30 protein-coding genes and 1 other annotated feature are annotated in these 26958 nt (G+C 46.8%); of the genes, 6 read left to right on the forward strand and 24 right to left on the reverse strand.

Annotation, left to right across the window (positions count from 1 at the left end; all coding sequences use genetic code 11):
• Positions 1 to 11: 11 nt before the first annotated feature.
• Together hisS and MHB72_RS15285 are read right to left on the reverse strand one after the other, a co-directional pair.
• Complete coding sequence (hisS, locus tag MHB72_RS15280) at positions 12 to 1286, reverse strand: histidine--tRNA ligase (protein ID WP_023855387.1); 1275 nt, start codon at positions 1284 to 1286, stop codon at positions 12 to 14.
• 80 nt (positions 1287 to 1366) lie between these two features.
• Positions 1367 to 1606 (reverse strand) — a binding site (T-box leader).
• A 54-nt stretch (positions 1607 to 1660) separates the two neighbouring features.
• The gene (locus MHB72_RS15285; protein WP_023855388.1) at positions 1661 to 1825 is read right to left on the reverse strand and encodes a YrzK family protein; all 165 of its coding nucleotides are present in this window, start codon (positions 1823 to 1825) and stop codon (positions 1661 to 1663) included.
• 142 nt (positions 1826 to 1967) lie between these two features.
• Between MHB72_RS15285 and MHB72_RS15290 the strand changes: the two genes are divergently transcribed.
• Positions 1968 to 3539, forward strand: a complete 1572-nt coding sequence (locus MHB72_RS15290; RefSeq protein ID WP_026579149.1) for an SH3 domain-containing protein — start codon at positions 1968 to 1970, stop codon at positions 3537 to 3539.
• 28 nt (positions 3540 to 3567) lie between these two features.
• Here the strand turns inward: MHB72_RS15290 and dtd are convergent, their stop codons facing one another.
• The 7 genes from dtd to MHB72_RS15325 form a co-directional block, all read right to left on the reverse strand.
• Positions 3568 to 4011, reverse strand: a complete 444-nt coding sequence (gene dtd, locus MHB72_RS15295; RefSeq protein WP_035338452.1) for a D-aminoacyl-tRNA deacylase — start codon at positions 4009 to 4011, stop codon at positions 3568 to 3570.
• 13 nt (positions 4012 to 4024) lie between these two features.
• Positions 4025 to 6226, reverse strand: coding sequence for a RelA/SpoT family protein (locus MHB72_RS15300; protein WP_023855390.1), 2202 nt, complete (start codon positions 6224 to 6226; stop codon positions 4025 to 4027).
• 169 nt (positions 6227 to 6395) lie between these two features.
• Complete coding sequence (locus tag MHB72_RS15305; RefSeq protein ID WP_023855391.1) at positions 6396 to 6908, reverse strand: adenine phosphoribosyltransferase; 513 nt, start codon at positions 6906 to 6908, stop codon at positions 6396 to 6398.
• 17 nt (positions 6909 to 6925) lie between these two features.
• Positions 6926 to 9274 (reverse strand): single-stranded-DNA-specific exonuclease RecJ, encoded by a 2349-nt coding sequence (gene recJ / locus MHB72_RS15310; protein ID WP_026579146.1) that lies wholly within the window; start codon positions 9272 to 9274, stop codon positions 6926 to 6928.
• Between the two features lie 71 nt (positions 9275 to 9345).
• Positions 9346 to 9639 (reverse strand): LapA family protein, encoded by a 294-nt coding sequence (locus tag MHB72_RS15315; RefSeq protein WP_101561151.1) that lies wholly within the window; start codon positions 9637 to 9639, stop codon positions 9346 to 9348.
• Between the two features lie 151 nt (positions 9640 to 9790).
• Positions 9791 to 12016: a protein translocase subunit SecDF gene (gene secDF / locus MHB72_RS15320; RefSeq protein WP_026579145.1), complete on the reverse strand. Its 2226-nt coding sequence runs from the start codon at positions 12014 to 12016 to the stop codon at positions 9791 to 9793.
• Positions 12017 to 12052: 36 nt separating this feature from the next.
• Complete coding sequence (locus MHB72_RS15325; RefSeq protein WP_216919886.1) at positions 12053 to 12349, reverse strand: post-transcriptional regulator; 297 nt, start codon at positions 12347 to 12349, stop codon at positions 12053 to 12055.
• A gap of 117 nt (positions 12350 to 12466) precedes the next feature.
• On the opposite strand from MHB72_RS15325, the gene spoVB reads away from it, so the two are divergent.
• Complete coding sequence (gene spoVB / locus MHB72_RS15330; RefSeq protein ID WP_216919884.1) at positions 12467 to 14020, forward strand: stage V sporulation protein B; 1554 nt, start codon at positions 12467 to 12469, stop codon at positions 14018 to 14020.
• A gap of 9 nt (positions 14021 to 14029) precedes the next feature.
• On the opposite strand, the gene MHB72_RS15335 is transcribed toward spoVB, so the two are convergent.
• Positions 14030 to 14680, reverse strand: a complete 651-nt coding sequence (locus tag MHB72_RS15335) for a DUF421 domain-containing protein (RefSeq protein ID WP_020452417.1) — start codon at positions 14678 to 14680, stop codon at positions 14030 to 14032.
• A 155-nt stretch (positions 14681 to 14835) separates the two neighbouring features.
• Here MHB72_RS15335 and MHB72_RS15340 point away from each other — a divergent pair, with 155 nt between their 5' ends.
• The gene (locus MHB72_RS15340; protein WP_020452418.1) at positions 14836 to 15219 is read left to right on the forward strand and encodes a TIGR04086 family membrane protein; all 384 of its coding nucleotides are present in this window, start codon (positions 14836 to 14838) and stop codon (positions 15217 to 15219) included.
• A gap of 175 nt (positions 15220 to 15394) precedes the next feature.
• Here the strand turns inward: MHB72_RS15340 and yajC are convergent, their stop codons facing one another.
• From yajC to MHB72_RS15375, 7 genes are all read right to left on the reverse strand, one after another.
• Positions 15395 to 15658, reverse strand: coding sequence for a preprotein translocase subunit YajC (gene yajC, locus MHB72_RS15345; RefSeq protein WP_085959518.1), 264 nt, complete (start codon positions 15656 to 15658; stop codon positions 15395 to 15397).
• Positions 15659 to 15704: 46 nt separating this feature from the next.
• Positions 15705 to 16850 carry a tRNA guanosine(34) transglycosylase Tgt gene (tgt, locus tag MHB72_RS15350; protein ID WP_020452419.1) on the reverse strand — a complete coding sequence of 382 codons (1146 nt, stop codon included), beginning with the start codon at positions 16848 to 16850 and terminating at the stop codon, positions 15705 to 15707.
• Between the two features lie 28 nt (positions 16851 to 16878).
• A complete protein-coding gene (gene queA, locus MHB72_RS15355) occupies positions 16879 to 17907 on the reverse strand; it encodes a tRNA preQ1(34) S-adenosylmethionine ribosyltransferase-isomerase QueA (protein WP_020452420.1) in 1029 nt (342 codons plus the stop codon).
• A gap of 40 nt (positions 17908 to 17947) precedes the next feature.
• On the reverse strand, positions 17948 to 18148 hold the full coding sequence (locus tag MHB72_RS15360) for a DUF2905 domain-containing protein (RefSeq protein ID WP_003183984.1): 201 nt from the start codon (positions 18146 to 18148) through the stop codon (positions 17948 to 17950).
• Positions 18141 to 19145, reverse strand: a complete 1005-nt coding sequence (ruvB, locus tag MHB72_RS15365; RefSeq protein WP_023855398.1) for a Holliday junction branch migration DNA helicase RuvB — start codon at positions 19143 to 19145, stop codon at positions 18141 to 18143. The genes MHB72_RS15360 and ruvB overlap by 8 nt, the downstream gene beginning before the upstream one ends.
• A gap of 9 nt (positions 19146 to 19154) precedes the next feature.
• Positions 19155 to 19760 carry a Holliday junction branch migration protein RuvA gene (ruvA, locus tag MHB72_RS15370; protein ID WP_023855399.1) on the reverse strand — a complete coding sequence of 202 codons (606 nt, stop codon included), beginning with the start codon at positions 19758 to 19760 and terminating at the stop codon, positions 19155 to 19157.
• Positions 19761 to 19883: 123 nt separating this feature from the next.
• A complete protein-coding gene (locus tag MHB72_RS15375; protein ID WP_023855400.1) occupies positions 19884 to 20405 on the reverse strand; it encodes an intercompartmental signaling factor BofC in 522 nt (173 codons plus the stop codon).
• A 231-nt stretch (positions 20406 to 20636) separates the two neighbouring features.
• Between MHB72_RS15375 and MHB72_RS15380 the strand changes: the two genes are divergently transcribed.
• A complete protein-coding gene (locus MHB72_RS15380; protein ID WP_020452425.1) occupies positions 20637 to 21284 on the forward strand; it encodes a protein kinase family protein in 648 nt (215 codons plus the stop codon).
• Between the two features lie 70 nt (positions 21285 to 21354).
• Positions 21355 to 21477: a hypothetical protein gene (locus MHB72_RS15385; RefSeq protein ID WP_023855401.1), complete on the forward strand. Its 123-nt coding sequence runs from the start codon at positions 21355 to 21357 to the stop codon at positions 21475 to 21477.
• An 81-nt stretch (positions 21478 to 21558) separates the two neighbouring features.
• Here MHB72_RS15385 and MHB72_RS15390 read toward each other — a convergent pair whose 3' ends face one another.
• From MHB72_RS15390 to MHB72_RS15400, 3 genes are all read right to left on the reverse strand, one after another.
• The gene (locus MHB72_RS15390; RefSeq protein ID WP_216919882.1) at positions 21559 to 21738 is read right to left on the reverse strand and encodes a small acid-soluble spore protein H; all 180 of its coding nucleotides are present in this window, start codon (positions 21736 to 21738) and stop codon (positions 21559 to 21561) included.
• A 108-nt stretch (positions 21739 to 21846) separates the two neighbouring features.
• Positions 21847 to 22311 carry a DinB family protein gene (locus MHB72_RS15395; protein ID WP_026579142.1) on the reverse strand — a complete coding sequence of 155 codons (465 nt, stop codon included), beginning with the start codon at positions 22309 to 22311 and terminating at the stop codon, positions 21847 to 21849.
• A gap of 59 nt (positions 22312 to 22370) precedes the next feature.
• A complete protein-coding gene (locus MHB72_RS15400) occupies positions 22371 to 23081 on the reverse strand; it encodes a poly-gamma-glutamate hydrolase family protein (RefSeq protein ID WP_023855404.1) in 711 nt (236 codons plus the stop codon).
• Between the two features lie 403 nt (positions 23082 to 23484).
• Here MHB72_RS15400 and MHB72_RS15405 point away from each other — a divergent pair, with 403 nt between their 5' ends.
• Entirely contained in the window at positions 23485 to 23664 is a 180-nt protein-coding gene (locus MHB72_RS15405) for a hypothetical protein (protein ID WP_003183993.1), read from the forward strand.
• An 89-nt stretch (positions 23665 to 23753) separates the two neighbouring features.
• On the opposite strand, the gene MHB72_RS15410 is transcribed toward MHB72_RS15405, so the two are convergent.
• The 4 genes from MHB72_RS15410 to safA all read right to left on the reverse strand — a co-directional run bounded on the left by MHB72_RS15410 (position 23754) and on the right by safA (position 26926).
• Entirely contained in the window at positions 23754 to 24080 is a 327-nt protein-coding gene (locus MHB72_RS15410; RefSeq protein ID WP_023855405.1) for a hypothetical protein, read from the reverse strand.
• 138 nt (positions 24081 to 24218) lie between these two features.
• Complete coding sequence (locus MHB72_RS15415) at positions 24219 to 24941, reverse strand: YebC/PmpR family DNA-binding transcriptional regulator (RefSeq protein ID WP_023855406.1); 723 nt, start codon at positions 24939 to 24941, stop codon at positions 24219 to 24221.
• Positions 24942 to 25065: 124 nt separating this feature from the next.
• A complete protein-coding gene (locus tag MHB72_RS15420; RefSeq protein ID WP_023855407.1) occupies positions 25066 to 25701 on the reverse strand; it encodes a YhcN/YlaJ family sporulation lipoprotein in 636 nt (211 codons plus the stop codon).
• Positions 25702 to 25873: 172 nt separating this feature from the next.
• The gene (gene safA / locus MHB72_RS15425; RefSeq protein ID WP_216919880.1) at positions 25874 to 26926 is read right to left on the reverse strand and encodes a SafA/ExsA family spore coat assembly protein; all 1053 of its coding nucleotides are present in this window, start codon (positions 26924 to 26926) and stop codon (positions 25874 to 25876) included.
• Positions 26927 to 26958: the final 32 nt, after the last annotated feature.

Here is a 26958-nt window from a genome sequence, read left to right on the forward strand (position 1 = left end):
GGTCCTCTCCTTTAACTTTCAGTGTTTGTTTTCAAGAAATGGATGAATTCATCAAGGCCGATGGCCTGTTGATCTCCTGTTTTCGCATCTTTGACATTCATTTGATTTTGGCTCAGTTCATCCTCGCCCAAAACAGCGATATATTTCGCATTGAGACGGTCGGCGGATTTAAACTGGCCTTTCATTTTTTTCTGTTCATAGTCGATTTCGGCGGAAATTCCTGCTTCTCTCAATTTATAAAGGAGGGATACAGAATAGTCTTTGGCTTTGTCGCCAAGTGTCACGATATAGCAGTCAATGCCTTCATCCGCTCCGACTTTCACATTTTCCGCGTCCAGTGCGGCGAGAAGACGTTCGATACTCATTGCAAAGCCGATGCCCGGCGCTTTCGGTCCGCCGAACTCCTCGGTAAGGCCGTCATAGCGCCCTCCGCCAGCAAGCGTTGTAATCGCTCCGAAACCTTCGGCATTGCTCATGATTTCAAAAGCTGTGTGATTGTAATAGTCAAGACCTCTCACCAGGTTCGGATCGACCTCAAACGCAATGCCGATGTCGGTCAGATATTGCTGCACTTTCGCAAAATAGGCTTTGGATTCTTCATTTAAGTAGTCAAGAATAGAAGGAGCGGTTTTCAGCAGTTCATGATCCCTGTCTTTTTTACAGTCCAGAATCCGCAGCGGATTTTGCCGGAGCCGTTTTTGACAGTCTGAACAAAACTCGTCGATCCTCGGCTCAAAGTGGCGGATCAGCGCTTCTCTGTGAGCGGTTCGGCTCTCTTTGTCGCCGAGGCTGTTAATGACCAGCTTCAGATTGCTGAGACCCGCTTTCCGGTATACGCTCATCGCCAAGGCAATGACTTCCGCGTCAATCGCCGGATCGTTCGAACCGATCGCTTCGATGCCGAATTGATAAAATTGGCGGTAGCGGCCTGTCTGCGGCCTTTCATAGCGGAACATCGGTCCAATGTAGTAAAGTTTCGTCGGCTGAACCGGATTAGCAAAAAGTTTGTTTTCCACAAAAGAGCGTACTGCTGATGCAGTGCCTTCAGGACGAAGCGTCAGGCTTCTTCCTTTTTTGTCTGCGAATGTGTACATTTCCTTTTGCACGATATCGGTCGATTCTCCCACCCCGCGGGAAAATAGTTCTGTATGTTCAAAAATAGGCGTCCGGATTTCTTTATATTGATATGCGTGACACGTTTCTCTCGCAATCTTTTCGACGTATTGCCAGCGTTCCGATTCTCCTGGGAGAATATCTTGTGTTCCCCTTGGAATATTAAATCCCATTTTTAAATCCTCCTCATGACTTAAATGCTTTTTTTCATTTATGGAAATAAAAAAACCCCCGAACCTACTATAAAACCAATAGTAGGGACGAGAGTTATACCCGTGGTGCCACCCTAGTTGGAACGATCAACCCGTTCCCGCTCATGCCTTTAACGCAGGTTCACGTCCGCCGCCTAATTGCTCGCAAGTTCTGCCGGGCTTTCAGCGGGAAACCTTCGGAGTGTTCATTCGGTCAAGATACCGTGCAGACCGCTTTCAGCCCAGGGCGGTTCCTCTCTTTTCACGTACTCTTGCCTACTATTCTCCATCTTCAGTTCAACTCATATGTACACTAATTTATATTATAATACGAGTGTTAAGTGTGCATGTCAACCCTATTTGCGGTTCTTTTTATTCTGAATTGATTCTTTGGACGCGAGCCCCAGCTCAGTCGCCGTTTCTTCCATAAAGCCGGCTTGCTCCGGATCCGCATGATCCTTTAGATGCAGATTTGCATCTTGCTCATGGATCGCTCTGCCCATTCTTTGATTATACCTCACACAACAACATCCTTTTGATATCTTTTTTCTATAGTATAAACAAATCATTTTCATTTTATTAAAAAAACGGCAAGGAATATACGATATAGAAGAAGAAGTAGTGTTCCAAGTTTTTTACCGAAAGGAGGAGATGGGTAACAATATGAAAAAAAGAACAGTATTGATCCTATCGATGATGCTGGCAGCACAAGCAGCCTTTTATACATCGTCAAACACAGCTTCTGCAGCCATCGGGGAAGCCGTGATTGCCACCGATGAAATCAATGTCAGGAGCGGACCCGGACTGAGCCATGAAATCGTCAGCGTCGTCAGCCGGAATGAAAGCTATCCGATTCTTGAAGAGCGCGGGGATTGGGTCCAGATCCAGCTGAACGGCGGACAAAAAGGATGGGTTGTATCCTGGCTGATCAAGAAAAAAAGCCAAGTCTCCAACGGCTCTGATTCAGCGGCGGGAAAAGTCACATCTTCCGAAGCAAACCTGAGAATCAGAAAAGGCCCCGGCACTTCATATGAAGTCCAAGGCGTATTCCCTGAAGGAGAACAGGCTGACCTGCTAAAGACCGACGGAAACTGGGTAAAGATTTCCTATCAGAACATCACTGGCTGGGTCCATTCAGACTATGTCAATCAAGGTTCAGGAGCAAAACAGTCTCAATCGTCTTCATCACGCGCTTCATCAACAAAATCAGGAACGGTCGGCGTATCCACCTTAAATGTCAGAAGCACAGCTTCCCATCAAGGACGGATTATTGCGTCGCTTCAACGGAATGCAAGTGTGACGATTTTAAACGAACAGCACGGCTGGTATGAAATCGAATTTAATGGTCAAAAGGGCTGGGTCGCAAGCCACTATATTCTCGAAGGACCCAAACAGAAAAGCGGAACTTCGGAAACAAGCAGCGGCTCCGGGTCAAAACAGCAGGCCACCATCGTGTATGAAGGCACAAATGTTAGAAGCGGGCCTTCGACATCCTCAGCGATCGTCAAGCGCGCAGGGAAAGGCGAGTCTTACCCGATCGTCTCTGCAAAAGGCGACTGGTATGAAATCAAACTGTCAAACGGCGATTCCGCCTATGTGGCAAACTGGGTCGTTCAGACCGCTGACCAGTCTGGCTCAGCCGGAGATTCGAAAAGCGCAGCACCGCCTTTGGCAAAGCGGTCAAGCGCGAGCGGCACAATCAAAAATAAAACGGTTGTCATCGATGCCGGACACGGAGGACATGACAGCGGGACAATCGGAACGCGGGGGACGCTGGAAAAACGGCTGACCATCAAAACGGCAACGCTTCTTGCCGCGAAACTGAGAGCCGATGGCGTCAACGTCTATATGACGCGGAATGACGATTCTTTCGTCAGCCTTCAGTCGCGGGTCGCGACCTCTCACTATCGAAACGCCGACGCTTTTATCAGCATTCATTATGATAGTTTTGCAAACGCGTCCGTAAGGGGAAATACCGCCTATTACTACAGCCCGTCCAAAGACCGGAAGCTCGCAGCAGACGTGCAGTCCGAGATCGAAAAACACTCGCCTCTGCCAAGCCGCGGCGTATTATTCGGGGACTACTTCGTATTAAGAGAAAATAAACAGCCGGCCGCATTGTTTGAACTCGGCTACTTGAGCCATCCTCAAGAAGAAGCGGTTGTCAGCACGAACGCTTATAGAGAAAGAGTGACAGACGGCATTAGAAGCGGCTTAGAAAACTATTTTAACTAATAAAAAAAGCTCCCAAATGGGAGCTTTTTTAAGCTTTAGAATCCATAATAAAGGTGACGGGGCCCGAATTTGTCAGCTTGACATTCATCATTTCGCCAAATCTTCCCGTTTCGACAGCAACGCCTTTCGCGCGAAGCATGCTGTTCCACTCCTCGTACAATTGAAGCGCCTGATCGGGCTTTGCCGCTTTTGTAAAATTCGGCCGTCTTCCTTTTTTCGTGTCGCCGTACAAGGTAAACTGAGAAACCGATAAAACGGAGCCTCCGACATCTAAAAGCGACAGGTTCATCTTTTCGCCTTCATCTTCAAAAATTCGCAGATTGACTAGCTTTTCCGCTAAATATGCGGCATCTTCGCTCGTATCCTCATGCGTCACGCCGACAAGCACCATCAAGCCGAGGCCGATTTGACCGACAGTCTCGCCTCCTACCGAAACGCTTGCATCTGTGACGCGCTGAACAACTAATCTCATGACGCTTTTCCTCCTAATTCATCACCCTGCGCACGGAGTAGATATCTTTAATCTGTTTGATCCGTTCAACCACTTTATGCAAATGATTAATATTTTGAATGAAGATGGCCATATGGATCGTCGCCACTTTATTGCGGTCCGATTTACCTGACACAGATGAAATATTTGTTTTTGTCTCATTAACGGCCTGAAGAACTTCATTAAGAAGGCCGCGGCGGTCATAGCCGAGAATTTCGATTTCGACGTTATATTCTTTTCTCCGCTGCGTCTGCGGCTCATGCTCCCATTCTACTTGAATCAGCCGGTCGAGCGCTTCATTTGTTAAAACATTCGGGCAGTCCTCGCGATGGACGGATACACCCCGGCCTTTTGTAATGAATCCGACGATCGGATCTCCCGGAACGGGGTTGCAGCATTTTGACAGTCTGATCAGAAGGTTGTCAACGCCTTTGACGCGAACGCCCGCTTCGCGTTTTTTCCCTTGGTAAGGTTTCGGTTCAGGCGTTACGTCTTGAACGCTTTTCACCTGTTCTTCCTGATCTCTGATTTTCCGTTCTTTTTCCGTCAGACGGTTTGCAACTTGAGCGGCTGTAATGCCGTTATAGCCGACTGCGGCATACATGTCTTCTTCATTGGCAAAATTGAACTTGTCGGCGACTTTTTGCAGATTCTCGACAGTTAAGACGTCCTTCACTTCAAAGTCCAGGTTTTTAATTTCTTTTTCAACCAGTTCTCTGCCTTTTTCGACGTTTTCCTCTCTGCGCTGCTTTTTAAAGAACTGGCGGATTTTATGCTTAGCCTGAGATGTCTGCGCAAGGTTGATCCAGTCCTGGCTCGGACCGTACGAATGCTTGGATGTCAGAATTTCTACGATATCCCCTGTGCGCAGCTTGTAATCAAGCGTAACCATTTTTCCGTTTACTTTCGCCCCGATCGTTTTATTGCCTATTTCTGAATGGATCCGGTACGAAAAGTCGATCGGCACGGAGCCTGACGGCAATTCAATGACGTCCCCTTTCGGCGTAAAAACGAACACCATGTCAGAAAACAAATCGATTTTTAGAGATTCCATAAATTCTTCGGCATCGCTCGATTCATTTTGAAATTCCAAAATTTCGCGGAACCAGGAAAGCTTTTTATCAAAGCTTGAATCTTCATTGACATTTTTGCCTTCTTTGTAAGCCCAGTGGGCCGCGATTCCGTATTCCGCAATTTCGTGCATTTCAAACGTCCTGATCTGGACTTCCAGCGGATCCCCCTTCGGACCGATGACAGTGGTGTGGAGCGACTGGTACATGTTCGGCTTCGGCATTGCGATATAGTCTTTAAATCTGCCCGGCATCGGCTTCCAGCATGTATGAATGATGCCTAGAACCGCGTAGCAGTCCTTGATGCTGTTGACGAGGATCCGGACTGCGAGCAAGTCGTAAATTTCATTGAATTGCTTGTTTTGCATCGCCATCTTTCTGTAGATGCTGTAAATATGCTTCGGCCGGCCGGAAAAGTCCGCTTTAATATTGACCTCTTCGACGCGGCTTTTCACTTCGTTTACGACCTCTTCGACGTACAATTCCCTTTCGGCCCGCTTTTTCTTCATCAAATTGACGATCCGGTAATATTGCTGCGGATTTAAATAGCGTAAAGCGGTATCCTCAAGCTCCCACTTTATTTTTGAAATCCCAAGGCGATGAGCCAGCGGAGCAAATATTTCAAGCGTCTCATTTGAAATTCTGCGCTGCTTTTCCTGCGGCAGGTGCTTCAAGGTTCTCATGTTGTGAAGGCGGTCCGCCAGCTTGATCAAAATGACGCGGATGTCCTGAGCCATAGCCACAAACATTTTCCGATGATTTTCTGCCTGCTGTTCTTCCTGTGATTTATATTTAATTTTCCCAAGCTTCGTGACGCCGTCGACAAGCATCGCAACTTCTTCGTTGAATGCTTCCTTTAAATCTTCAAGCGTTACGCTCGTATCTTCCACCACATCATGGAGAAATCCTCCCGCTATTGTGGCGGGGTCCATTTCCAAATCGACGAGGATACCCGCGACCTGGATCGGATGGATAATATACGGCTCGCCCGATTTGCGGTATTGTTCGCGATGTGCGTCTTCCGCGTACTGATAAGCCTTTTTTATAAAAGCAACATGTTCATCGGAAAGGTAACTTTTCGCCTTCTCAATGACTTGCTCAGCGGTTAATACTTGTTCGTTCGCCATGGAATCACCTTTTTTATAATTGAAAACTGTATTGTAATTATTATCAAGAAAAATGTCACAGATGTAAAGAGAAGAAATTCAAAAGGACTTTTGCCGGCCCCGGAATACTATATGAATAGGAAAAAAAGCACCCGCTTTTTATGAGTGCTTTTTATAGTATAAAATTTGTTTAGTATTGCATCAAGGTTAAAATATCATATCCGTCCAGTTTATTTCTTCCTTCAAGATATGTCAGTTCGATCAGGAAAGCGATTCCGGCTACGACGCCGCCAAGCTCTTCAACCAGCTTGATCGTTGCTTCGATCGTTCCGCCGGTTGCAAGCAGGTCGTCAGTGATCAAGACGCGCTGCCCCGGTTTAATGGCATCTTTATGGATGGTCAGGACATCTTTTCCATATTCCAATCCGTAGTCGACTTTGATGACTTCACGCGGCAGTTTGCCTTCTTTGCGGACAGGCGCAAATCCTACCCCGAGCGAATATGCGACAGGGCAGCCGATGATAAATCCTCTCGCTTCAGGTCCCACGACAAGATCGATCTCTTTTTCTTTCGCATACGTTACAATTTGATCTGTCGCGTAGCGATAGACGTCGCCTTTGTCCATCAATGTTGTAATATCTTTAAATTGTACGCCTTCCTTCGGGTAGTCCGGCACAATTGTCACATACTTCTTCAAATCCATCTGTCTTCATGTCCTCCTCATACTTTATAAGCGACGGCGTTTTCCGCCATCCGCTTATCCAGCCACTGTTTAAGCTCATCCGCCGAAGAATAAATGAGCTTTTGCTCCAATTCAATCAGGCGCTGTTTTTCCCGGTAGGTTTCAGAATCTGTCAGATCGCGCTTTTCAGCATGATAAACAACAGATAAAACACCATTCTCTATTGTAACAAAACCGAGCTCAAAAAACACCTTTGTCATAAAATCAATTGTGTCTTTTGTCCAGCCTTTATGTCTGGCAAGCTCCCCGCCGTATTTCGGCAAGTCAAAAGAACCTCTTTTCAGGAGGAAAGCATAGTACCATTTAAAATATTCCCTAGTTGGAAATGTTGAGAAAAAATGTTCGTCTGATTGATAAAAAATCAGATAAATGCGCTCCAGTTTTTTGCCTTTAATCACTTGGTCAAAGATGTCGAGCGACGGCGGAATATCTATAAATACCGCATAGCGGCTCTCAAGGACGAGACGCTCTGCATCTTCAGGACCGCTGATGACGGTCAACTCTTCTTCAAGGCCTGTCCCCGCAAGCTTCGCTTTGGTTTCCTCACGGAAGCAGATGCACGCCCGTTTCGCAGGATCCAGCTGCAATATTTTTTCTTCCCATGACCGTTTTCCCCGCAGATCAAACAGCTGCCATTCATTGACGGCCGCATCTTTGATCATCAGCTGCGGTTTTTTTCTGTTATTCCACTCGTTAATCGACAGTTCCCCGACAATCGAGATCTTTGCTCCAGGAACGATCCCGTCTTCGATGGCGCCTTTATAAAATCCGATGCAATCAAGCTTGTTCTCGCCGTCTGCCAGCACAAGCTTCAAGTGATTCTTGTTGGCGCCGATTTTCCTGGAATCATCAATTTTAACGTCGCTGACAAGGACGAAGGGCTTCGGATTTCCCGTGCCGAACGGCGCCAGCATGTTCATTTCGGCAATGCTGTCAACCGTGATATCTTCGAGCCGGCAGCACAAATCGACGTCTTGGACGGGAATAAAATCTTCCTCGGTCAGAACCGCTTCAGCCTGACGGTTGATTCTCTCCCTTAGTGCCGAAACATCTTCCAGGTTGAGTGTCATTCCGGCTGCCATCGGGTGCCCGCCGAAGTGCGGGAGAATATCCCGGCACTCCGAGAGATTTTGAAATAAATCAAATCCTTTGATGCTGCGCGCAGATCCTTTGGCAATGCCTTTTTCTTCATCGATACCGAGAACGATGGCGGGCCTGTAATACCGCTCGACAAGCTTTGAAGCCACGATTCCGACGACACCGGGATTCCAGCCCGGCCGCGCCGCGACGATCACCGGCCGGTCAAGCCCTTCCTCCTCGATCATCTGAACGGCTTCCTCTGTCATCTGATTGACGATTTTTTGGCGCTCCTTGTTCAAGGCGTTGATATCTTCGGCCAGCTCTTCCGCTTCTGTTTCGTCTTTTGTGTTCAGGAGGTAAACGGCCGGGTCAGCCTGTTCAATTCTGCCGACCGCGTTTAAGCGGGGCGCAATTTGAAAACCGATGGTCTCTTCATCCGCACTATGTATCTCCGCTCCGGCAATTTTGGTCAGCGCCTTTAATCCGGGGCGCTTCGTTCTCCTGAACTGTTCCATGCCGCGCTTGGCAATCTGCCTGTTTTCATCATGAAGCGGCACAAGGTCGGCAATCGTGCCGATCGCACAAAGGTCGAGCAAATCTTCCGGGAGCTCTCCGTTCAAAGCGTGGGCTAGCTTAAATGCGACACCGACGCCGGCAAGCTCTTTAAATGGATAGCCGCAGCCCGGCTGCTTCGGATGAATGATCGCATAGGCATCCGGCAAAACGGGTCCCGGCTCATGGTGATCCGTAATGATCAAATCGACGCCAAGCTCTTTAGCGACTTCAGCTTCATGAACGGCGGCAATGCCTGTGTCAACTGTGATGATCAATGAATAGCCTGATTCTTTGATCCCGCGAAAGGCCGCTTCGTTCGGGCCGTACCCTTCTTTAAAGCGGTCAGGTATATAAAAATCGGCTTGTGCTGAACATTTTTTCAACATTTGCAAAAGGACAGTCGTGCTTGTCACACCGTCCGCATCATAATCGCCGTAAATCATAATCTTTTCTTGATCTGAAATTGCCTGTTTGATTCGCTGTACAGCTTTTTCCATATCTTTCAGCAGATAAGGATCGTGAAAAACTGCATCCTTGCCATTTAAAAATGAAGATGCTTTGTCGGCTGTATCGTAACCTCTCATGACAAGCAATGAGGCGGCAAGGGGAGTAATGCCTAATCTTCCGGCGAGCTGCTCCACCTTTTCTTTGTCGGGCGTTTGCACGTCCCAACGCATTTTTGACGCTAACATAAATTCACCCCTCAACCACACTATTATACTAGAGCAGCATGAGGGGATTCAATTTATTTCGTGCAATCTTTCTAGTCTTTCTGATTTTCAGGGGCCGCCGATTCGGCTTCAAGTTCAGGATACTTTACCCGTTCTTCTCTCTTGAGCGCCTTCAGCTCTTTTTTCAGCCGCATGATCTGGAAAGCGCCGGCCGAGCCGATAATGAGCGCCCCCATCAATACCGATACCAAAATGACCAGGATCAAAGGCCATTCTGCCGTTCCAAAAAGAAAATCAACCTTCACCGGTTCAACATTAATGACCGCGAAAACAGCAACAATTAATGTAAAAATAAGTGCAGCGATTAACGTCCATTGTTTGTTCATGAGATACTCTCTCCATTCGCGTCGTTTTCTAGCGTTATTTTCCCGCTCTGCTCCCATTTTAAACAAAAAGAAGATCGATAGAAAGCCGCCAAAACAACTTTTTTCTTTCAAACCAAAAAAGGACCGCCCGGCAGTACGGGCAGTCCTCGATTTATTCTCCTGCAGGCTTGCGCTTCGGCTTTTTCAGATCGCGCCCTTTCCAGACAAGCCATACTTGAGCTGCGATGTAGAGCGATGAATACACTCCACTCAACAGCCCGATTAACAGCGCGACAGAGAAGTTCGTAATCGATGCTGCGCCAAAAATGAGGAGCGCAATGACCACAATGACGACGGTCAGCACCGTATTAATTGAACGAGTGAACGTTTGCTGCAAGCTCAGATTCACAATATGTGATAAATCGCTGAAGCTCTTCGGCTTGCGCTTTTTCACCTGTTCCCTGATTCTGTCAAACGTTACGATCGTATCGTTGATCGAATAACCGATAATCGTCAGCACGGCTGCGATAAACGTAATATCCACCTCGAGCCTTGTAATGCTGAAGACCGCGATGATGAAGAATGCATCGTACAGCAAGGAAGCGATCGCCGCAATTGCCATCTTATATTCAAAGCGGATCGAAACATACAAGATGATCCCGAGAGCCGCGACGGCCACCGCATAGAGGGCGTTTCTCGCCAGCTCTTTTCCGACGGTCGGTGATACTGTGCTGACGTTCGGCTCCGAGCCGTATTTATCTTTAAAATAATCCTTCACTTCGGCAATTTTTTTCTGATCCGGAACGCCGACAAATCTGGCGACGCCGTGTTTTTGATCATCACCCGAAAGAACGATTGAATCGGCTGTCAACCCGACCTCTTCAAAGTCTTTTTTCAGCTCTTCGCTCGTCAGCTTGTGGTCGCTTTGCACTTCGATCCTTGATCCGCTGGAGAAATCGATGCCAAGGTTCAGCCTGAAAACAAGCAGAATGACAATTCCCGCAGCCAAAATAATCCCGGAAAATACGAAGAACCATTTACGCTTACCGACGAAATCCCATTTGGTAAACGGAGTCGGAGGCTCAGTATTTTCGTCTGTCTTGCTAATGTCCAGGATGTCTTTTTTGCGCACTCCAAACCAGCCTTTTTTCCGGTCAAGCCAGCGGCTTTCGACCAGCAGGCCGAGCAGGAAGCGCGACAGGAAGACAGCTGTAATAAAGCTTGTCAAAATGGATAGGATCAGCATGGTCGCGAAGCCTTTGACAGAGCTCGTACCAAATATGAAAAGCACGATTCCGGCAAGCATCGTCGTAATATTGGCATCAAAGATCGTTGCAAATGATCTTCTGTTTCCTGCTTTAAAAGCTGAGCGTACCGATTTGCCGAGCTTCAGCTCTTCTTTTATGCGTTCGTACGTAATGATGTTGGCGTCAACCGCCATCCCGACACCCAAAATAAGAGCCGCGATCCCCGGAAGGGTCAGAACCGCATTCATCCAGTCAAAGATCTGCAGTGTAATGTAGATATAGACAGAAAGCGTAATGACCGCGACAAAACCAGGCAAGCGATAATAAAGAAGCATAAATAAGAAAATAATAGCAATACCGACGATTCCCGCAAACACGGTATCATTCAAAGCCTGCTCCCCAAACTGCGCGCCGACGGATGTCGAATACTTTTCAACGAGTTTGACAGGAAGAGCGCCCGCATTTAAAATGCTCGCCATATCTTTTGCTTCCTGAATCGTAAAGTTTCCTTCAATCATTACGTCTGACGTGTTCAGCACCTGGCTGACATTCGGAGCGGAGATGTATTTATGATCCGCTTTTTGCGATTCTTTTTTAAAGGAGTCGCCTTTTTTGTAATCAAGCCAGATGACGAGCTGGTTGTTCGGCTTCATATCGAGCACTTTCTTTGTCACTTCGCCGAATTTATCGGCATCCTTCAGCTTGATCGTCACGATCGGCTCATTTGTGTCCTGCTTGAACGACTGTTTAGCACCGTTTTCGACAAGATCTGAACCGTTCAAAAGCTCTTTGTCATTCGTATCCCTGAACGTAAGCTGAGCCTGTGTGGATAAGATTTCCCGCGCCCTGTTCTGGTTGTCGACGCCGGCAAGCTGAACCCTGATCCGGTTGTTTCCTTCGATTTGAATGTTCGGTTCGCTGACGCCCAACACATTCGCCCGGCGGTTCAGTGCTTCAACCGTACTGATGAGGGCGTCCCTGTCAATTTTGTCGCCCTGTTTGGCAGGCTGGACTTCATACAGAACCTCAAAACCGCCCTGAAGGTCAAGGCCGAGGCTGATGCTGTCTGCAGCCGGCTTCGTGAACATTCCCAGTCCCGTACCGATCAAGAGAACGGTAAGGAAAAACGCAATCAAGCGTCCTTTTTTCATTATGTATTTCCTCCTTAAATCAACCAAAATCTACGGCTACCTCAGCAGCTCATCGAGCATATTCTGCCCTTCTTTGCTGTCGAGTAAATTAGACGTTTTAAACGATTCTACGGTTGCATAGTTCATAAATTCGCCAATTTTCACAGATAATATATCACCGGCGAGCTGATGAATTTGAACACCCTTCTTTTTCTTCCATTTCTTATTCAATAAGTATGACCACAATTCCTCTATTTCAATATCGTCATAACCGAGTATCCTGAACTCTTCCGTCTTGCTGTGAAGAAAGGGTTTTAAATGATCCTTGTACAGATCAGCCGGATGTTTGCCCATGCCAAAGCCACGCTCCTTTCACATTTTTTCAGAGAGACTTGTCATGCTTGGACGATGTATGCGCATATCTTATTGTATATGATTAAAGGTTGTTTGAGAAGGCAGGGGACTCTAGAAATGACGAAGCAGACGTTTTTAAAAGGAACGCTCATTTTAATAGCGGCAGGTTTGATTACGAGAATACTCGGCTTTATCAACCGGATTGTCATCGCAAGATTCATCGGAAGTGAAGGTGTCGGGCTTTATATGATGGCGGCTCCGACTTTTTTTCTGGCGGTCACCCTCACCCAGTTCGGCCTTCCAGTCGCCATCAGCAAGCTGGTCGCTGAAGCGGAAGCGCGCGGAGACCACAGAAAGACAAAGCAGATTTTAGTGATGTCTCTTGCAATTACCGGGACGCTCAGCGCCGTCATTACTCCGGTGTTTCTCATCTACGCCCCGCTGATGGCCGACACGCTGCTCACAGACAAAAGAACGCTTTATCCGCTTTTGGCGGTTACACCGGTCGTTCCGATCATTGCTGTTTCCAGCGTGCTGAGGGGCTATTTTCAAGGAAAGCAAAATATGAGGCCGCTTGCCGTGTCCCAGGTTCTCGAACAAATTGTCCGGATATCGCTTGTCGCCGTATGCACGACGGCATTCCTTCCGCTCGGCATCGAATATGCGGCTGCGGGCGCGATGCTGTCATCCGTGTTTGGCGAGTTGGCTTCACTCCTTTATTTGTTCGTCGCCTTTCAATACAAAAAGAAAATCCGCATCAGAAAACGTTTTTTCCAATCGCTGAAATCTGGACGGACCACGTTTTTCGAGCTGATGAGCGTCTCGCTCCCAACAACGGGCAGCCGTTTTATCGGCAACCTGTCATGGTTTTTTGAGCCGATTGTTGTAGCGCAAAGCCTTGCAATAGCAGGGGTCGCCGCTTCCGCCGCAACGAGCCAGTACGGAGAGTTGACCGGCTTTGCCCTGACGCTTCTCACCCTCCCGAGCTTTATCACATATTCTCTGTCTACGGCGCTCGTTCCAGCCATCAGCGAAGGAATCGAGCAGAAAAAAATGCAAGTCGTGGAATACAGGCTTGAGCAGGCGATGAGGCTTTGCCTTTTAAGCGGCGGAATATCGGTGGTCATTTTGTTTTCCTACGCGGATGAGCTGGTCAGCGTGATGTACGGGTCGTCAAATGCTGCGATTTATGTGAAAATCATGGCTCCATTCTTTTTATTTTACTATTTCCAAGGTCCTCTGCAGGCCGTCCTGCAGGCTTTAAACCTGGCCGGCGCGGCAATGATGAACAGCCTGGTCGGCGCCGTTGTGAAAACAGGTCTCATTTTTGTTCTCGCTTCACGGCCTTCGCTTGGCATTATGGGGGCTGCGCTGGCGATTTTGACGGGGATCATCCTCGTCACCCTGCTGCACGCCGCAACCGTCAGCAAAGTGCTTCCCATCAGCATTAACCTGAAAGAATATATCGTATCCTTCGGCGTCATTTTGATATCAGGGTGGGGAAGCCTTCTGATGAAAGAACACCTTTTTTTAGACCAGTCCGAGCCGATGCGCCTGCTTTTGTGTGTCGCGGTTACAAGCTTTCTTTACGTCTTCCTTCTGGTCGCCTTCAAGCTGGTCAAAAAAGAAGAAATCCAGCGGTTTCCGCTGTTCGGCCGCTGGATTTCGTAAGCTCTCGCTTTAAGGTTTAAATTCATCCTTTATGTCAATAAAAAAAGAACCTTTATTATATGTGCAATAAGAAATTTTGGAAAGATCGCGGTGTCCTCTTTTTTCAAGCTTTTGCTCAAGCCACTCCCGGTCTTTCCCGATCTTTTCCAATTGTTCTTTTTGAACCATTCCGTCAACAATCAACGGCAGTTCGATCATTTTGTTTGGCCCGTCTTTTGTAAACACTGAAAGCTTCCCGGTCGGCTCCAAAATCGCATATGAAACATCCCCGATTCGTTCCACATTCTTATCTCTCAGCTGTGTCATCAAATCATCGTAATTATAGCGCTGTGTCCTCATGGCGTGTTCATCAATTTTTCCGCGGTCTATGATAATCGTCGGTTTTCCATCGAGAAGCCGGCGGATTTTTTGATTTTTCAATGACAGATATGCAAATATAACCTGGATCAGCGTCAAAACGAGAATTGGAATGATCGTATGGAGAAGGTGGTCATCGAGATTTTCAATGGCCAAAACCGCGATTTCGGCCATCATAATAAAAACGACAAGATCCAATATACTCAGCTCGCCTATTTCCCTCTTTCCCATCAAGCGAAACAAAATAAAGATGATGAAATACAAAACGACCGTCCGAAACGTAAGAGCTAAAATTTCATCCATTACCGCCCGCCTCCTTCCGCCTATCATGATCATAAACATAGCCTTTGTAAAATTGAGGCTTTTATGTATAAAAGGTCGGGGGAGCTAGTCTATTTGCCAAACGTGCAGAATACATTTAAAAAGACGAGCCCGTCTATATTGAAAGGAGGATCGTGATGAACGAACCAAAACAAGTCGGCAAAGGGATTTTATACAGCTTGGCGGTTATTTTCGCTTTGATGTTTGCGGGAAGCCTGGTCATTTCGCTGCTCCTCACCTTCACATCATTAACCGAAAGTTCATTCAGCTGGTTTATTACCGCCATTTCTTTTATTACCTTGTTCATCGGCGGTTTTATTGCGGGAGGCAAATCGAAGGAAAAAGGGTGGCTGAGCGGAGGGTTGACAGCGCTTTGCTTCTCTCTTACGGTGCTTTTGTTTCAATATCTCGGCTTTGGCGAAGCCTTCAATTTGAAGCAGCTGCTCTATCATTCCGGTTTTTTGGGAGTCAGCATGCTGGGCGGGATTTTCGGGGTCAATCTGCAGGGGAGCCGTGCATAAAGACAGCAAAAAGGGAGCGGATGACCGCTCCCTTTTCTCATGCCCATCAGGCTTCTTTTATGCCATGTCACATCAGGAACAACTGCGGCTTCATCAAGACATAAGGAACGGCGCTAGCGCCGTTTTCACGTCCTACGACAGTCTGATTTCCGATGCTTATGTATCAGCCTTTCGGCTATTCTGCTGACGCCTCTCTGATCGCGCGGCGGTCGAATGTCAGACGGGTATTGTCGCCTGTTTTGATGACAACCTTGCTTTCGTCAATTGAATCAACGATGCCGTGCAGGCCGCCGATCGTTACGACCTTATCTCCTTTTTTCAGCTCCTCCTGCATCTGGCGGACAGCCTTCTGCTGCTTTTGCTGCGGACGGATCAAAAGGAAATAAAGAACCGCAAACATTAAAATAATCGGAAGTAATGTTCCAAGCATCTCCATTATTTTTTCACCCCTTTCAAATGGCTTTATCGCTTTCTTCGTTTATGTGTCAGAAACTTTTAGCATTTGGTTTATTAAAACCGTAGCGCTCAAAAAACTCTTCCCGGAAATCACCTAAACGATCTTCACGAATGGCATCTCTGACTTGCCCCATTAATTTTAACAGAAAATAAAGATTATGATAAGAAGTTAAACGAATTCCAAACGTTTCGTTACAGCGGATTAAATGTCTGATATAAGCGCGCGAGTAATTGCGGCACGTATAGCAGTCGCACTGCTCGTCGATCGGTCTGAAATCTCTTTCATATTTGGCATTTTTCACGACGAGACGCCCTTCGCTCGTCATGAGCGTACCGTTTCTCGCTATCCTTGTCGGCAGCACGCAATCGAACATATCCACTCCGCGGATGGCTCCGTCAATCAGAGAGTCCGGTGAGCCGACCCCCATTAAATAGCGCGGTTTATCCGCAGGAAGCAGCGGAGTTGTAAACTCCAGCACACGGTTCATCACGTCTTTCGGCTCTCCGACGGATAGTCCACCTATAGCATATCCCGGAAAATCCAGTGAAATCAAGTCTTTCGCACTTTGTTTTCTCAAGTTTTCGTACTCTCCGCCTTGAACGATTCCGAAAAGCCCTTGCTCGTCAGGGCGTTTGTGAGCTTTCAGGCACCTTTCCGCCCAGCGGCTCGTCCGTTCAACAGACCTCTTCATATAATCGTACTCTGCCGGGTACGGCGGGCATTCGTCAAACGCCATCATAATATCTGATCCGAGGGCGTTTTGGATGTCCATCGCTTTTTCAGGAGATAAAAACAGCTTGTCTCCGTTTAAATGATTGCGGAAATGAACGCCTTCCTCTTCGATTTTGCGGAACTCGCTCAGGGAAAACACCTGAAAGCCGCCTGAATCCGTCAAAATGGCGCGGTCCCAATTCATAAACTGATGAAGGCCCCCCGCCTCTTTGACGATGTCATGGCCCGGTCTCAGCCAAAGGTGGTACGTATTGCTTAAAATAATGCCTGCACCCATTTCTTTCAGCTCTTCCGGCGCCATCGTTTTAACGGTGGCGAGCGTTCCTACGGGCATAAACACCGGCGTTTCAAATGAGCCGTGCGGGGTGTGCACTCTCCCCAGCCTTGCTCCTGTTTGTTTACATGCTTTTATGAACTCATAGCGTATCGGTTGCTGCGACAAATTATGAGCCCTCCAATCTTTTTGAATTTTATTTGATCAACATGGCATCTCCGAAGCTGAAGAAGCGGTATTCGTGTTCCACTGCGGTGCGGTAGGCAGAAAGCACATGCTCTCTGCCTGCGAGCGCGCTGACAAGCATAATGAGGGACGATTTCGGAAGATGAAAATTGGTAATCATCCCGTCAATCGCCCGGAATGTGTAGCCTGGATAAATAAAAATCGATGTCCAGCCTCTCGCTTCCCGGAAACGGCCGTCATGTTCGGAAGCGATGGTCTCAAGCGTCCTCGTCGATGTCGTGCCGACGGAAATGATTTTTCCGCCTTCCTGTCTGACGCGGTTTAACAATGCTGCCGTTTCTTCCGACATTTCATAAAACTCGGCATGCATATCGTGTTCCTCTACATTTTCCGCACTGACAGGCCGGAATGTCCCGAGCCCGACGTGAAGGGTAATAAACGCAATATGCACGCCTTTTTTCCTGAGCGCATCCAGAATCTCTTCCGTAAAATGCAGCCCGGCCGTCGGCGCAGCCGCCGATCCTTGTTTCTTTGAGTAAACCGTCTGATAGCGCTCTCTGTCATCGAGCTGTTCTTTAATATAAGGAGGCAGAGGCATTTCGCCGAGCGATTCGAGCACCTCGTAAAAAATTCCTTCATAGCGGAATTCAATTTTTCTTCCGCCGTGCTCGAGCTCTTCTGTGCAGACCGCCGTTAGACGGCCGTCTCCAAACGAAAGAACGGTTCCGCGCTTGACCCGCTTTGCGGGCTTGACAAGCGTTTCCCATACGTCCCCTTCCTCCTGTTTTAACAGAAGAACTTCAACCTTTGCGCCCGTCTCTTCCTTGACTCCGTACAAGCGGGCCGGTAGCACCCTCGTATCATTCAACACGATGCAATCGCCCGCGTTCAGAAAATCAATCACGTGCTTAAACGTGCTGTGAGTGATTTCTCCTGTTTTTTTATCCAGCACCATCAGCCTGGACGCATCCCGCTCTTTTAAAGGAACCTGTGCGATAAGGCGTTCAGGCAAGTCAAAATCGAATAATTCTACTTTCATCTTTTTTCACCTTACTCTATCTATAGACTTGAATGTCGCGTCATTTCATTCGTCCGAAAAACGAAAACACCACGGACAGAATGATGCTGATGACAATGCATGTAACAACCGGAAAGAAAAATGTCACGTTTCCCTTTTTTACAAAAATATCGCCGGGGAGCCTGCCGATGACTTGCATGAATAAACCGATGCCAAAAATGACGGCGCCCAGCACCATTAAAATCTTTGGAAATTCAGTCACGGTTCGGAACCTCCATTTTAAAGTGGCTGTATACATCAGGGGTTACGATGCGCCCCCGCGGCGTTCTTTGAATAAAACCGATTTGAAGAAGATACGGCTCATACACATCCTCGATCGTGTGAGACTCCTCACCGATGGTAGCCGAAATCGTATCGATGCCGACTGGACCGCCGCCAAATTTTTCGATCATGCCCATTAAAAGCTTGCGGTCGATATGATCAAGCCCGAGTTTATCAACCTGGAGGCGTTCAAGCGCATCCACCGCCACTTCCTCCGTGATGGAGCTGTTTCCAAGCACCTGGGCAAAATCTCTGACCCTCCTCAAAAGCCTGTTGGCAATCCGCGGCGTCCCTCTTGACCGTCTCGCGATTTCGAGAGCCGAGAGCGAATCGATGTCAACCTCAAACAGCTCCGCCGTTCTGATCACGATGTCTGAAAGCTCGTCACGCGTGTAATACTCAAGCCTTGACAGAACGCCGAACCTGTCCCTGAGAGGCGCGGTTAAAAGCCCGACCCTTGTGGTCGCGCCGACAAGGGTAAAAGGAGGAAGATCGAGCCTCACAGAACGCGCCGACGGCCCTTTGCCGATCACGATATCAAGGCAGAAATCTTCCATCGCAGGATACAGCACCTCTTCGATCGAACGGTGCAGACGGTGGATCTCGTCAATAAATAAAACGTCACCTGGCTCCAGAGCCGTTAATATCGCCGCCAAATCGCCGGGGCGCTCGATCGCCGGACCTGACGTCGTTCTGAGATTGACTCCCATTTCGTTGGCGATGATCGCAGCGAGCGTCGTTTTTCCCAATCCCGGCGGCCCGTACAACAAGACATGGTCAAGCGTTTCTTCCCGCATTTTCGCAGCTTCAATGAATACCTTGAGGTTGTCTTTCACTTTTTCCTGGCCGATATACTGAGCCAGTCTTTGCGGACGCAGACTTTGCTCGATCGCTGATTCATGGTTGTCTAGTTCACTTGATACAAGCCGCTCATCCATGATATCACCTTACTTTAACAATTTTTGCAATGCTTTTTTAACGTATTGATCCGTCGAAAGCGCCTCTTCCTTTTTCAAATGAGGCTGGACTTTTTTAATTTCCCGGTCGGAATAGCCGAGCGCTCTTAATGCTTCAAGCGCCTCCTCAAGAGCCGTTTCCGCTTCATGAATTTGCTCCCGCTCTTCATGGTTAAACAGATCGGCCGCGATTTCAGGAACGGCGTCCGCGAGCTTCCCTTTCAGATCAAGAATGATCTGCCTTGCCGTTTTTTTGCCTACGCCGGGGAACTTGACGAGAAACGCTTCATCCTCATTCTCGATCGCTTCAATCACCGCTCCCGGATCGCCGGAAGCGAGGATCGCAAGCGCTCCTTTCGGGCCGATTCCCGTAACATTCAGCATTTTCGTAAACAGCATTTTTTCTTCCCTTGTCGAAAAGCCGTACAGCGCATTCGTATCTTCTCTTACATAATGGTATGTATAGATTGTTTCGTTGCTGTTTTTCTTATAAATAAACGGATTTGGCGTAAAGATCTGATAGCCGATCCCGCCGTTTTCAATGACAATATATTGGGGCGATACATAATCAATCGTCCCTTTTACGAATTCGATCAACGTTCATTCACCTCTTTGACTGCTCTTCATTGTAACACAAAACAGGCAAAGCTAGAATGAAAAAGTTAACATATGTTCGCTAAAAATGGCTTCTGTCTGCAGCTGAAAAAAGACATAACAGCGTCATGTCTTCATATCTTTTACATGATGTTGGCTTCCGGATGATTTTACGGCTTCAATGACATGTTCAAATTCCTTTTTCGTGCGGTATGGGATCCCTTTGCGCAAATCATCCGCCATCCGGCTTTCCAGGCGCTTTATATCAATCTGAAAAAACGATTGAATCGGCTCTGATAATATGCCCGGGCGGCCGTGAAAAGTCGAAATCACGCCGTCTTCCGTCACTCCGATATAACCGTTTGTTTTGCTGAGGGGAGAAATATCGTCCACCTGTTTGCGAAACAGAATAAACCCCTTTTTCTGATCGATGAGCTGCCACCCTTTATAAGCAGCTTTAAAGTCTTCCAGTGTTCGAGCGGCCTCTACTTTATTTTCGATTCCAACGTCCCCGTCCAGATAAACCTTTTCAAGCTGGATTTGAACTTTAGCCGGCTTTTCGGCCAGGGCCTCCAGGTGAAAGCTGAGCGCGGCCAGCAGACTTCCAATAAGCAATAAACCGATTTTGAACTTGCTTTGGCTGTTCATCAATATCACCTTCTTTTTTGCCTTAACGATCATATCCATAGTTTGACCAACGCTTTTAAAAATTAATCTAAAAAAGCAATTAGATGACAACCGGTTTACGAATGTTACATTTTTAAACCAATATGAAGAACTCAAAAGCATTTAAGGTGCAAAACCCCTCGTTCTCATGTATAAACAACATTATAGAGAGTTTTTCGTTTGACCAGCCCTTAAAAAGAAGGTGAGTTCGGCGTGAAAAAGGCGCAAACCTATGCAGAGGCCGTAAAGTATAATACGAAAAAAAAGTTCAATAAACTTATCCAAAAACCCGATGACTTAGAGTTGATCGGGAAAGGCAGGAGCGCATACGTTTTTAAGCTGACTGAAGAGGGCAGGGAAATGGCTCTTAAAGTCTTTTTTCCCGAATTTAAGAACATTGCCGCAAGGGAAGCGGAGATTTACAAAAAGCTTTCTGATTCGAATTATTATCCTGATATATATGAAACAGGGCCATCATATATTTTAATGGAGTATATTAAAGGATACACTTTTTATGAGTGTTTAAACAAAGGCATTCCGATCGATGATGACATGATCTGCGAGGTCGACCGCGCATTGAACGATGCGAAGCGGAAAGGGTTGAATCCATCCGATATCCACCTCAGAAACCTGATACTGACGCCGGCTGGGACAATCAAAGTCATCGATGTGGCCAGGTTTTTGCAGACGAAAGAATGCAGACAGTGGGATGACTTAAAAACAGCCTATCAAACCATTTATAAAAAAAGCCGTTTCCCGCAAAGGCTTCCTAAGCTGTGGATGGAATTGATCGCTTATCTTTATAAAAAAAACTGGCTTCAGAAACAATGGGCCGCCAGAAAAAACAAATTTCACCCGTAATTTGAAACTTAAAGAAGGCGCGTCCGTATATGAAATAACCCCATTAAAGTCAGGAAGGGAGAAACAGCTGTTGAAGAAAAAGAAGAAACGAAATGATGATAAATGGGATTATCTTTATCTCGTTGATTTGCTTGAGCCGTTGTTTTATGTGCTGAGGCTGGCAGTAAGAGGACTTGCAAAAATCATAAATTAAACACTCGGGCTTTCGGGTGTTTTTTTTGATGGCCGAGTGATAAGACAAATACAAAACCCCTTCATTTGAAGGGGTTGCTTTTTAATGCTCTTTCAAATTTGCGAGCGGTACTTCCTGCTCGCTCTCCGGCTGGCCGAGCGGAAAAATTCTTGCGGTTTCATTTTGTTCGTTGACATGCTGAATATAAATCGGTCTGCCGTTATAAGTAACATCAACCATGTCGGGTGATTCGACGATTTCCTGGGCACGATGCGTATTCATGCTGACACCCTCCTTTTGCTTTTACTCATAATGTGTACACCCGGCTGCTTTCGTATTCCTTTTGAGCCGGTTTTCTTTCAAGGAGGGGTGATCTTCAGGCTCCCGTAATCAATGAATCTTTACGTACAAAGGCAGATCCGTGTGTCCCATTTCACGCACATAAACAAACAGATTGCCTTTGTGATGAATTTCGTGTCCGATCGCTAGCTGCAGCAGCTGTTCGCCGGCTACTTTCCGTCCGAAGACGCCGGTCAAATCGACCTCACGATCCAATTCTTCATCCGTAAAAGATTCAAGCAGCTTTTTTGTTTTTTCTGTATACGTTTTGGCGAGCTCGCTCAGGCTTGACCCTGTTTCTTCCGGCTTCTTTTTAAAAGACTCTCCGTTTCCTTCTTTTGCCGCCGAAGCAAAGGCATAGAAAGATTGCAGCATATGCGTGACAAGTTCCTTCGCTGGCATCGACGTTTCAGTCGGTTTGTAATCGAGATGTTTTTCATCAATCTTTTGAATCAGTTCTTCTGTCACCAGGCGGTGGGACATAAATTCCTGAACGATGCGGTCTTTTCGTTCCATTTTTTATTCCTCCTTCGTGTTTTAGCAGTTCATACACAGAATAACACGAGTTTCCATTTTCAGCATCTGTCCTGCAGCACCCTTCGGACCGCCTTGACATATTTGCGGAATGTTCTCGTTTTTGTTTCCTCCCTCTCTTTATAGGAAAAGTCTTCGAAAAACTCTTTCCTTTGAGCCGTGCTGATTTCAAGCTGCACGCTCATTCCTGACTGGCTTTCATTATTGATGTTTTCCTCGGCAGTTCCGGCAAATTTCCCGTCCACTTTGACCAATTCTGCGGAAAAGTCAGACTTTTTCAGAGATTTGACGATGGCTTTTGCCAGCTTTCTGTCCGTTCCTCCCACAAGCGTGTGCGGGCGGTCGCCGGAATAGCCGTGGAATGCGATGGTATAGCGGTGTTCTTTTATTTTCTGCAATGCCAGAGGCTCGTCAAAGTTTGTGCTTGTAATATGAAGATCCGAGTTGTTCTCATCCTTTTTTCCTTCGAATAAATAAGTTGAATAATCATCTTTGAAAGCTCTGACAAGCTCGCTTACTCCGCCTTCTATTCTTCCTCCATGAGGCGAAAAAATTAAACAGTCGCTTCCCGCTTTTTCGTGGTACTCAATGTCATAACCGCTTTTTTCGTGTTCCTGCAATTCCTTGAAATTCATGTATCTGTCCCCGGCCTGGATCTGAAAGTTCTCCCGGGTTGTTTTTTCGAACCACCTGTATGCGCCATTTATCATCACTGCTGCGATCACCAAGTAGATGAGTACTTTTTTCTTCATTGATTATTCCCCTTTTACACTACCTTTCGATTTCTAAGCATGTCCTCCAAGCCTCATTGTATATTTGGCTTTTTTGTGACACAGTTATTTTACGCTTTAGACATGACGCGTTCAATTATGAATAAGTTTGATAAAAAATAAAAATTTAAATAAAATGATGCTTTTTCATTAGTTTAAAAGATCGATAAATTTTAAGAAAAAAATCTCATAAGAATAGGCGTCTCTTGTTGCACGACTTTCCCTACAGCCTATCCCGCTTGAGAATAAGGCGTTCTATCAGAAACGGGGTATACGGTTTGATAAAAGTAACATCTGCCGCGTCTGCCGGCTGCTGATGTTATATTTTCTTTTCATCCCCGTTCTGTTATCCTATTACCGACAATAAAAATGCAGGTGATAAAACATGGAAACAGAATATGAAACAAAAGGCTACGACCTGACAAAAGTTTATGATTACAATCAATATCCGGATGTCCGCCACGGACGGTGCGACAATTGCGATTACACCCTTTTTAAAAGCTCTGTAAAAAACGGGCAGTTTTTGCGTGAATGCCGGCGCTGCGGCATGAAAAAAAGCATTTAGCGTTACAGTACATTCTCATATGTATAAAAAAACTTGCCGACAAGGCTGAATGGAGCTTTGCCGGCAATACACGTCATGCTGTCAAATGCTTAAACATCTTTTTGATCTTTGTTTGTGACGATGCCGTTGATCGATTCACCGATCTTTCCGCTAAGATCAGCATTCAGGCTGTTGATATTTTGAATGTATTCACTGATGATATTTTGGACCGCTTGATTCATCTCTGCATTTTCACTTTTTGTGAGGTCGGCCTCTCTCAGATCGATGCCGCTGTTTTTCTGAACCAGCTCATTGATGGATTGACCAAATCCCGTGATAAAGCTGTTGATTTTTTCGATGACTTGAGCGGTTTCCTGATCTTGCGCACCCGCGTCTATAGCCGTGAAAGGCTTCTCATTTTCGCGCTGTTCAGCCATTTATAGAACCTCCTCTCATGATGACAGATTCCTTCACAATATATGATGAAAAATCAAATCTTGATTCCGCAGCAGCTTGATACGGCTGCTAAATGGTTGAATGCATAAAAAAACGCCGCGAACCTGGTGCGGCGTCCTTTAATGAACGTTCGTATACACTTCCTGCACATCGTCATCATCTTCAAGTGCGTCAATGAGTTTTTCGACTTTTTCCTGAAGTGTTTCATCGACCTCTGCATAGGTTTGCGGAACCATTGTCATTTCGGCTGTCGCCGTTTCGTAGCCGCGCTCCTCCAAGTTTTTCTTTACTTCTTCAAACTGTTCGGGCTCTGTATAAATCTCGAACAGCTCTTCGCTCGTTTCGAGCTCCTCGGCACCGGCATCAATGACCTCAAGCATAAACTCCTCTTCATCTATCTCAAGATCTTCACGCTCGATTGCAATATATCCTTTCCGGTCGAACATATAAGAAACACATCCTGTTTCCCCCAAGCTGCCGCCGTTTTTGCTGAAAGCGGTTCTGACGTTTGTCGCCGTCCGGTTTTTATTATCTGTCAAACATTTGACCATGACAGCCACACCGCTTGGGCCGTAGCCCTCATACGTAATTTCCTCGTAGCTTTTTCCATCCTGGCTGCCGGAAGCTTTTTTGATGGCGCGGTCGATGTTGTCGTTTGGCATGTTTGCATTTTTGGCTTTATCGATGACGAGACGCAGACTTGCGTTAGATTCGGGATCGGGTCCCCCTTCTTTTGCGGCTACATATATTTCTTTGGCAAGCTTCATGAAAATTTTGCCGCGTTTAGCATCTTGGGCATTTTTTCTTCTCTGAATATTTTTCCATTTAGAATGGCCAGCCATATCTTTCTACCTCCAAAAAAATTCTCGTCTCTATGTACACTTTATACGGTTTTCCCCGTTTTTGTAAAGAAATCGGCCGAACGCTTACAAAAAAATTGCCGGGGAATCCCCGGCAATTCCCTGCTTATTGGTTGCGCAAGCGGTTCAAATTGTTATTCGTCGTGTCTCCGCGATCCCTAATGTTCTGAGGGTCGTCGTTCATTTCGCGCAGCCTTGTAAATGCGCCGTCGTCCTCGACAACTTGAACGGTCCGGTCTCCAGCAAACGTTTTGGCTGCTTTTCTAATTTGAGTTCTCTCATTATTTGTCAGCTGTTTATCTGACCGTACCGCGATGATGACCGTTTCATTCGTTACGACGGCCTGACTCTCGTCAACATAATTCAACTTGTTGACACGTCCAGTGATATTCCTGGAGATTTTACGGTTTTCCGGTCTGTTATAGCCTGTGTCCGCCGTGTTCACCAAATGATTGTGATAATTCATGTCTCCCCGGCTGAAAGTTCCATCGCCTGTTGGAACGGGATTGCCGTTGCCCGCTCGATTGTTCACGTTCGTTGCACCGTTTCTCCCGTTCATGTTTTCAAGCATTTCTGTAACAGGACCGTCATTATCAAGACCGTTATTACGATCTGCATCATTTGAATAATATCCGATCGGACGCGTATTGTTTCCATTATCTATAGCGTCGTTCGTTCCGCAGGCAGATAGACCAGCTGTCAAAAGCAAAATACCCGAAAACACTTTCAGCTTGCTGTCCAATGGTAATACCCCCCGTGAAAACCGCTGAATTTGAGCATTGCGCTCTTTTTTAGGATGTGCGAGATGTGAAGAGTTACCCTTGACAGTTATAGACAGTCCCGTGAAAAAGCATGAAAGTGTTTATAGCGGCCCACAATAAAAAAGGAACGATAGATCATCGTCCCATTCCGAATCAGTCTTCTTCATCTTCCGGTCTGTTAAACATCTGTCCGCCTGCGGGCTGCTGTCCGTATCCGCCCATACCGTACGGAGCTCCCATTTGCGGCATCTGTCCATATGGCGCTGCACCCGGAAAACCTCCCGGGAATTGGCCTGGCCCGCACCCGCAGTCATCTTCTTTGCCGTGTGCCATATTGGGATCGTGACCGACGTTTGGCGATGCATATCCCGGAAACGGCTGATAAGGCGCATATGCCGGAGCAGTCATCGGCTGATGATGATATCCGTGATGACCGGCATTGTCATGCCCCATGTTGTCATCACCGTCATATTCAGCAGGAGATACATAGCTAGGCTGAGGCATGTAAGGCATTTGAGCAGGATATGGATACCAAGGGTGGCATAAGCCCGATCCAGGCAGCACCGGTGAAACAGGAATCCAGCAGCCTCCAGGATAGAACGGATAAGGATGCGGATGGTGATGGTGATGATATCCGGCAGCAGCTACATTTGGCATGCCGTGAAACTGCTTATTTTCATCACCTGCTGCACCGACATTCGGCGGCTGCGGAACATTCGGATAATTGACATTTTCCATATGATTCTCCTCCTCATTTGTCCATGGATTATACATGTTGGGGCCTTTCTCTTGATGTTCATAAGGTTTTGGAGGTGCGTACGGCTGATGAAGCTGATTGACGCTTTGATACAAATTTGAAATGTCGCCTTCAGGCAAACTTGACTGCCCGATGTTCGGGACAGGCGGAACATAAGGAACCGAAGGCTTTTCTTTCGGTTTTATATCTTCAACATCAAGCTTACCTTTCGGTTTTTCTTTTGCAAATGGATGTTCCTGCTGTTTTTTCGGTAACTCTTTTCTCATATTGAGCTGTTCTTCTTTTTTGACCGGCACTCCCCCTGACGGTACTTTGATTTTCATGCCCGGCATGATCAAATCTGGATTGCTCAGCTGCGAATTCAGCTTTTTCAGTTCTTTAAAGTCCACTTCATATCTTTCCGCGATTTTTTCCAGAGAATCGCCCTTTTGGACAATATGAATTTTCAACGTTTTCCCCTCCTATGCAAAAACGTGAACGA

This window comes from Bacillus sp. FSL K6-1284 (genome assembly GCF_038002625.1).
Classification (GTDB): domain Bacteria; phylum Bacillota; class Bacilli; order Bacillales; family Bacillaceae; genus Bacillus; species Bacillus paralicheniformis.

Bases quoted from the DNA above. Each gene is read 5' to 3' on its own strand.
- hisS (WP_023855387.1), bottom strand. From the start codon at position 1,286: ATGGGATTTAATATTCCAAGGGGAACACAAGATATTCTCCCAGGAGAA.
- MHB72_RS15290 (WP_026579149.1), top strand. From the start codon at position 1,968: ATGAAAAAAAGAACAGTATTGATCCTATCGATGATGCTGGCAGCACAA.
- dtd (WP_035338452.1), bottom strand. From the start codon at position 4,011: ATGAGATTAGTTGTTCAGCGCGTCACAGATGCAAGCGTTTCGGTAGGA.
- MHB72_RS15300 (WP_023855390.1), bottom strand. From the start codon at position 6,226: ATGGCGAACGAACAAGTATTAACCGCTGAGCAAGTCATTGAGAAGGCG.
- MHB72_RS15305 (WP_023855391.1), bottom strand. From the start codon at position 6,908: ATGGATTTGAAGAAGTATGTGACAATTGTGCCGGACTACCCGAAGGAA.
- recJ (WP_026579146.1), bottom strand. From the start codon at position 9,274: ATGTTAGCGTCAAAAATGCGTTGGGACGTGCAAACGCCCGACAAAGAA.
- MHB72_RS15315 (WP_101561151.1), bottom strand. From the start codon at position 9,639: ATGAACAAACAATGGACGTTAATCGCTGCACTTATTTTTACATTAATT.
- secDF (WP_026579145.1), bottom strand. From the start codon at position 12,016: ATGAAAAAAGGACGCTTGATTGCGTTTTTCCTTACCGTTCTCTTGATC.
- MHB72_RS15325 (WP_216919886.1), bottom strand. From the start codon at position 12,349: ATGGGCAAACATCCGGCTGATCTGTACAAGGATCATTTAAAACCCTTT.
- spoVB (WP_216919884.1), top strand. From the start codon at position 12,467: ATGACGAAGCAGACGTTTTTAAAAGGAACGCTCATTTTAATAGCGGCA.
- MHB72_RS15335 (WP_020452417.1), bottom strand. From the start codon at position 14,680: ATGGATGAAATTTTAGCTCTTACGTTTCGGACGGTCGTTTTGTATTTC.
- MHB72_RS15340 (WP_020452418.1), top strand. From the start codon at position 14,836: ATGAACGAACCAAAACAAGTCGGCAAAGGGATTTTATACAGCTTGGCG.
- queA (WP_020452420.1), bottom strand. From the start codon at position 17,907: ATGAAAGTAGAATTATTCGATTTTGACTTGCCTGAACGCCTTATCGCA.
- ruvB (WP_023855398.1), bottom strand. From the start codon at position 19,145: ATGGATGAGCGGCTTGTATCAAGTGAACTAGACAACCATGAATCAGCG.
- MHB72_RS15375 (WP_023855400.1), bottom strand. From the start codon at position 20,405: ATGAACAGCCAAAGCAAGTTCAAAATCGGTTTATTGCTTATTGGAAGT.
- MHB72_RS15390 (WP_216919882.1), bottom strand. From the start codon at position 21,738: ATGAATACGCATCGTGCCCAGGAAATCGTCGAATCACCCGACATGGTT.
- MHB72_RS15395 (WP_026579142.1), bottom strand. From the start codon at position 22,311: ATGGAACGAAAAGACCGCATCGTTCAGGAATTTATGTCCCACCGCCTG.
- MHB72_RS15400 (WP_023855404.1), bottom strand. From the start codon at position 23,081: ATGAAGAAAAAAGTACTCATCTACTTGGTGATCGCAGCAGTGATGATA.
- MHB72_RS15405 (WP_003183993.1), top strand. From the start codon at position 23,485: ATGGAAACAGAATATGAAACAAAAGGCTACGACCTGACAAAAGTTTAT.
- MHB72_RS15410 (WP_023855405.1), bottom strand. From the start codon at position 24,080: ATGGCTGAACAGCGCGAAAATGAGAAGCCTTTCACGGCTATAGACGCG.
- MHB72_RS15415 (WP_023855406.1), bottom strand. From the start codon at position 24,941: ATGGCTGGCCATTCTAAATGGAAAAATATTCAGAGAAGAAAAAATGCC.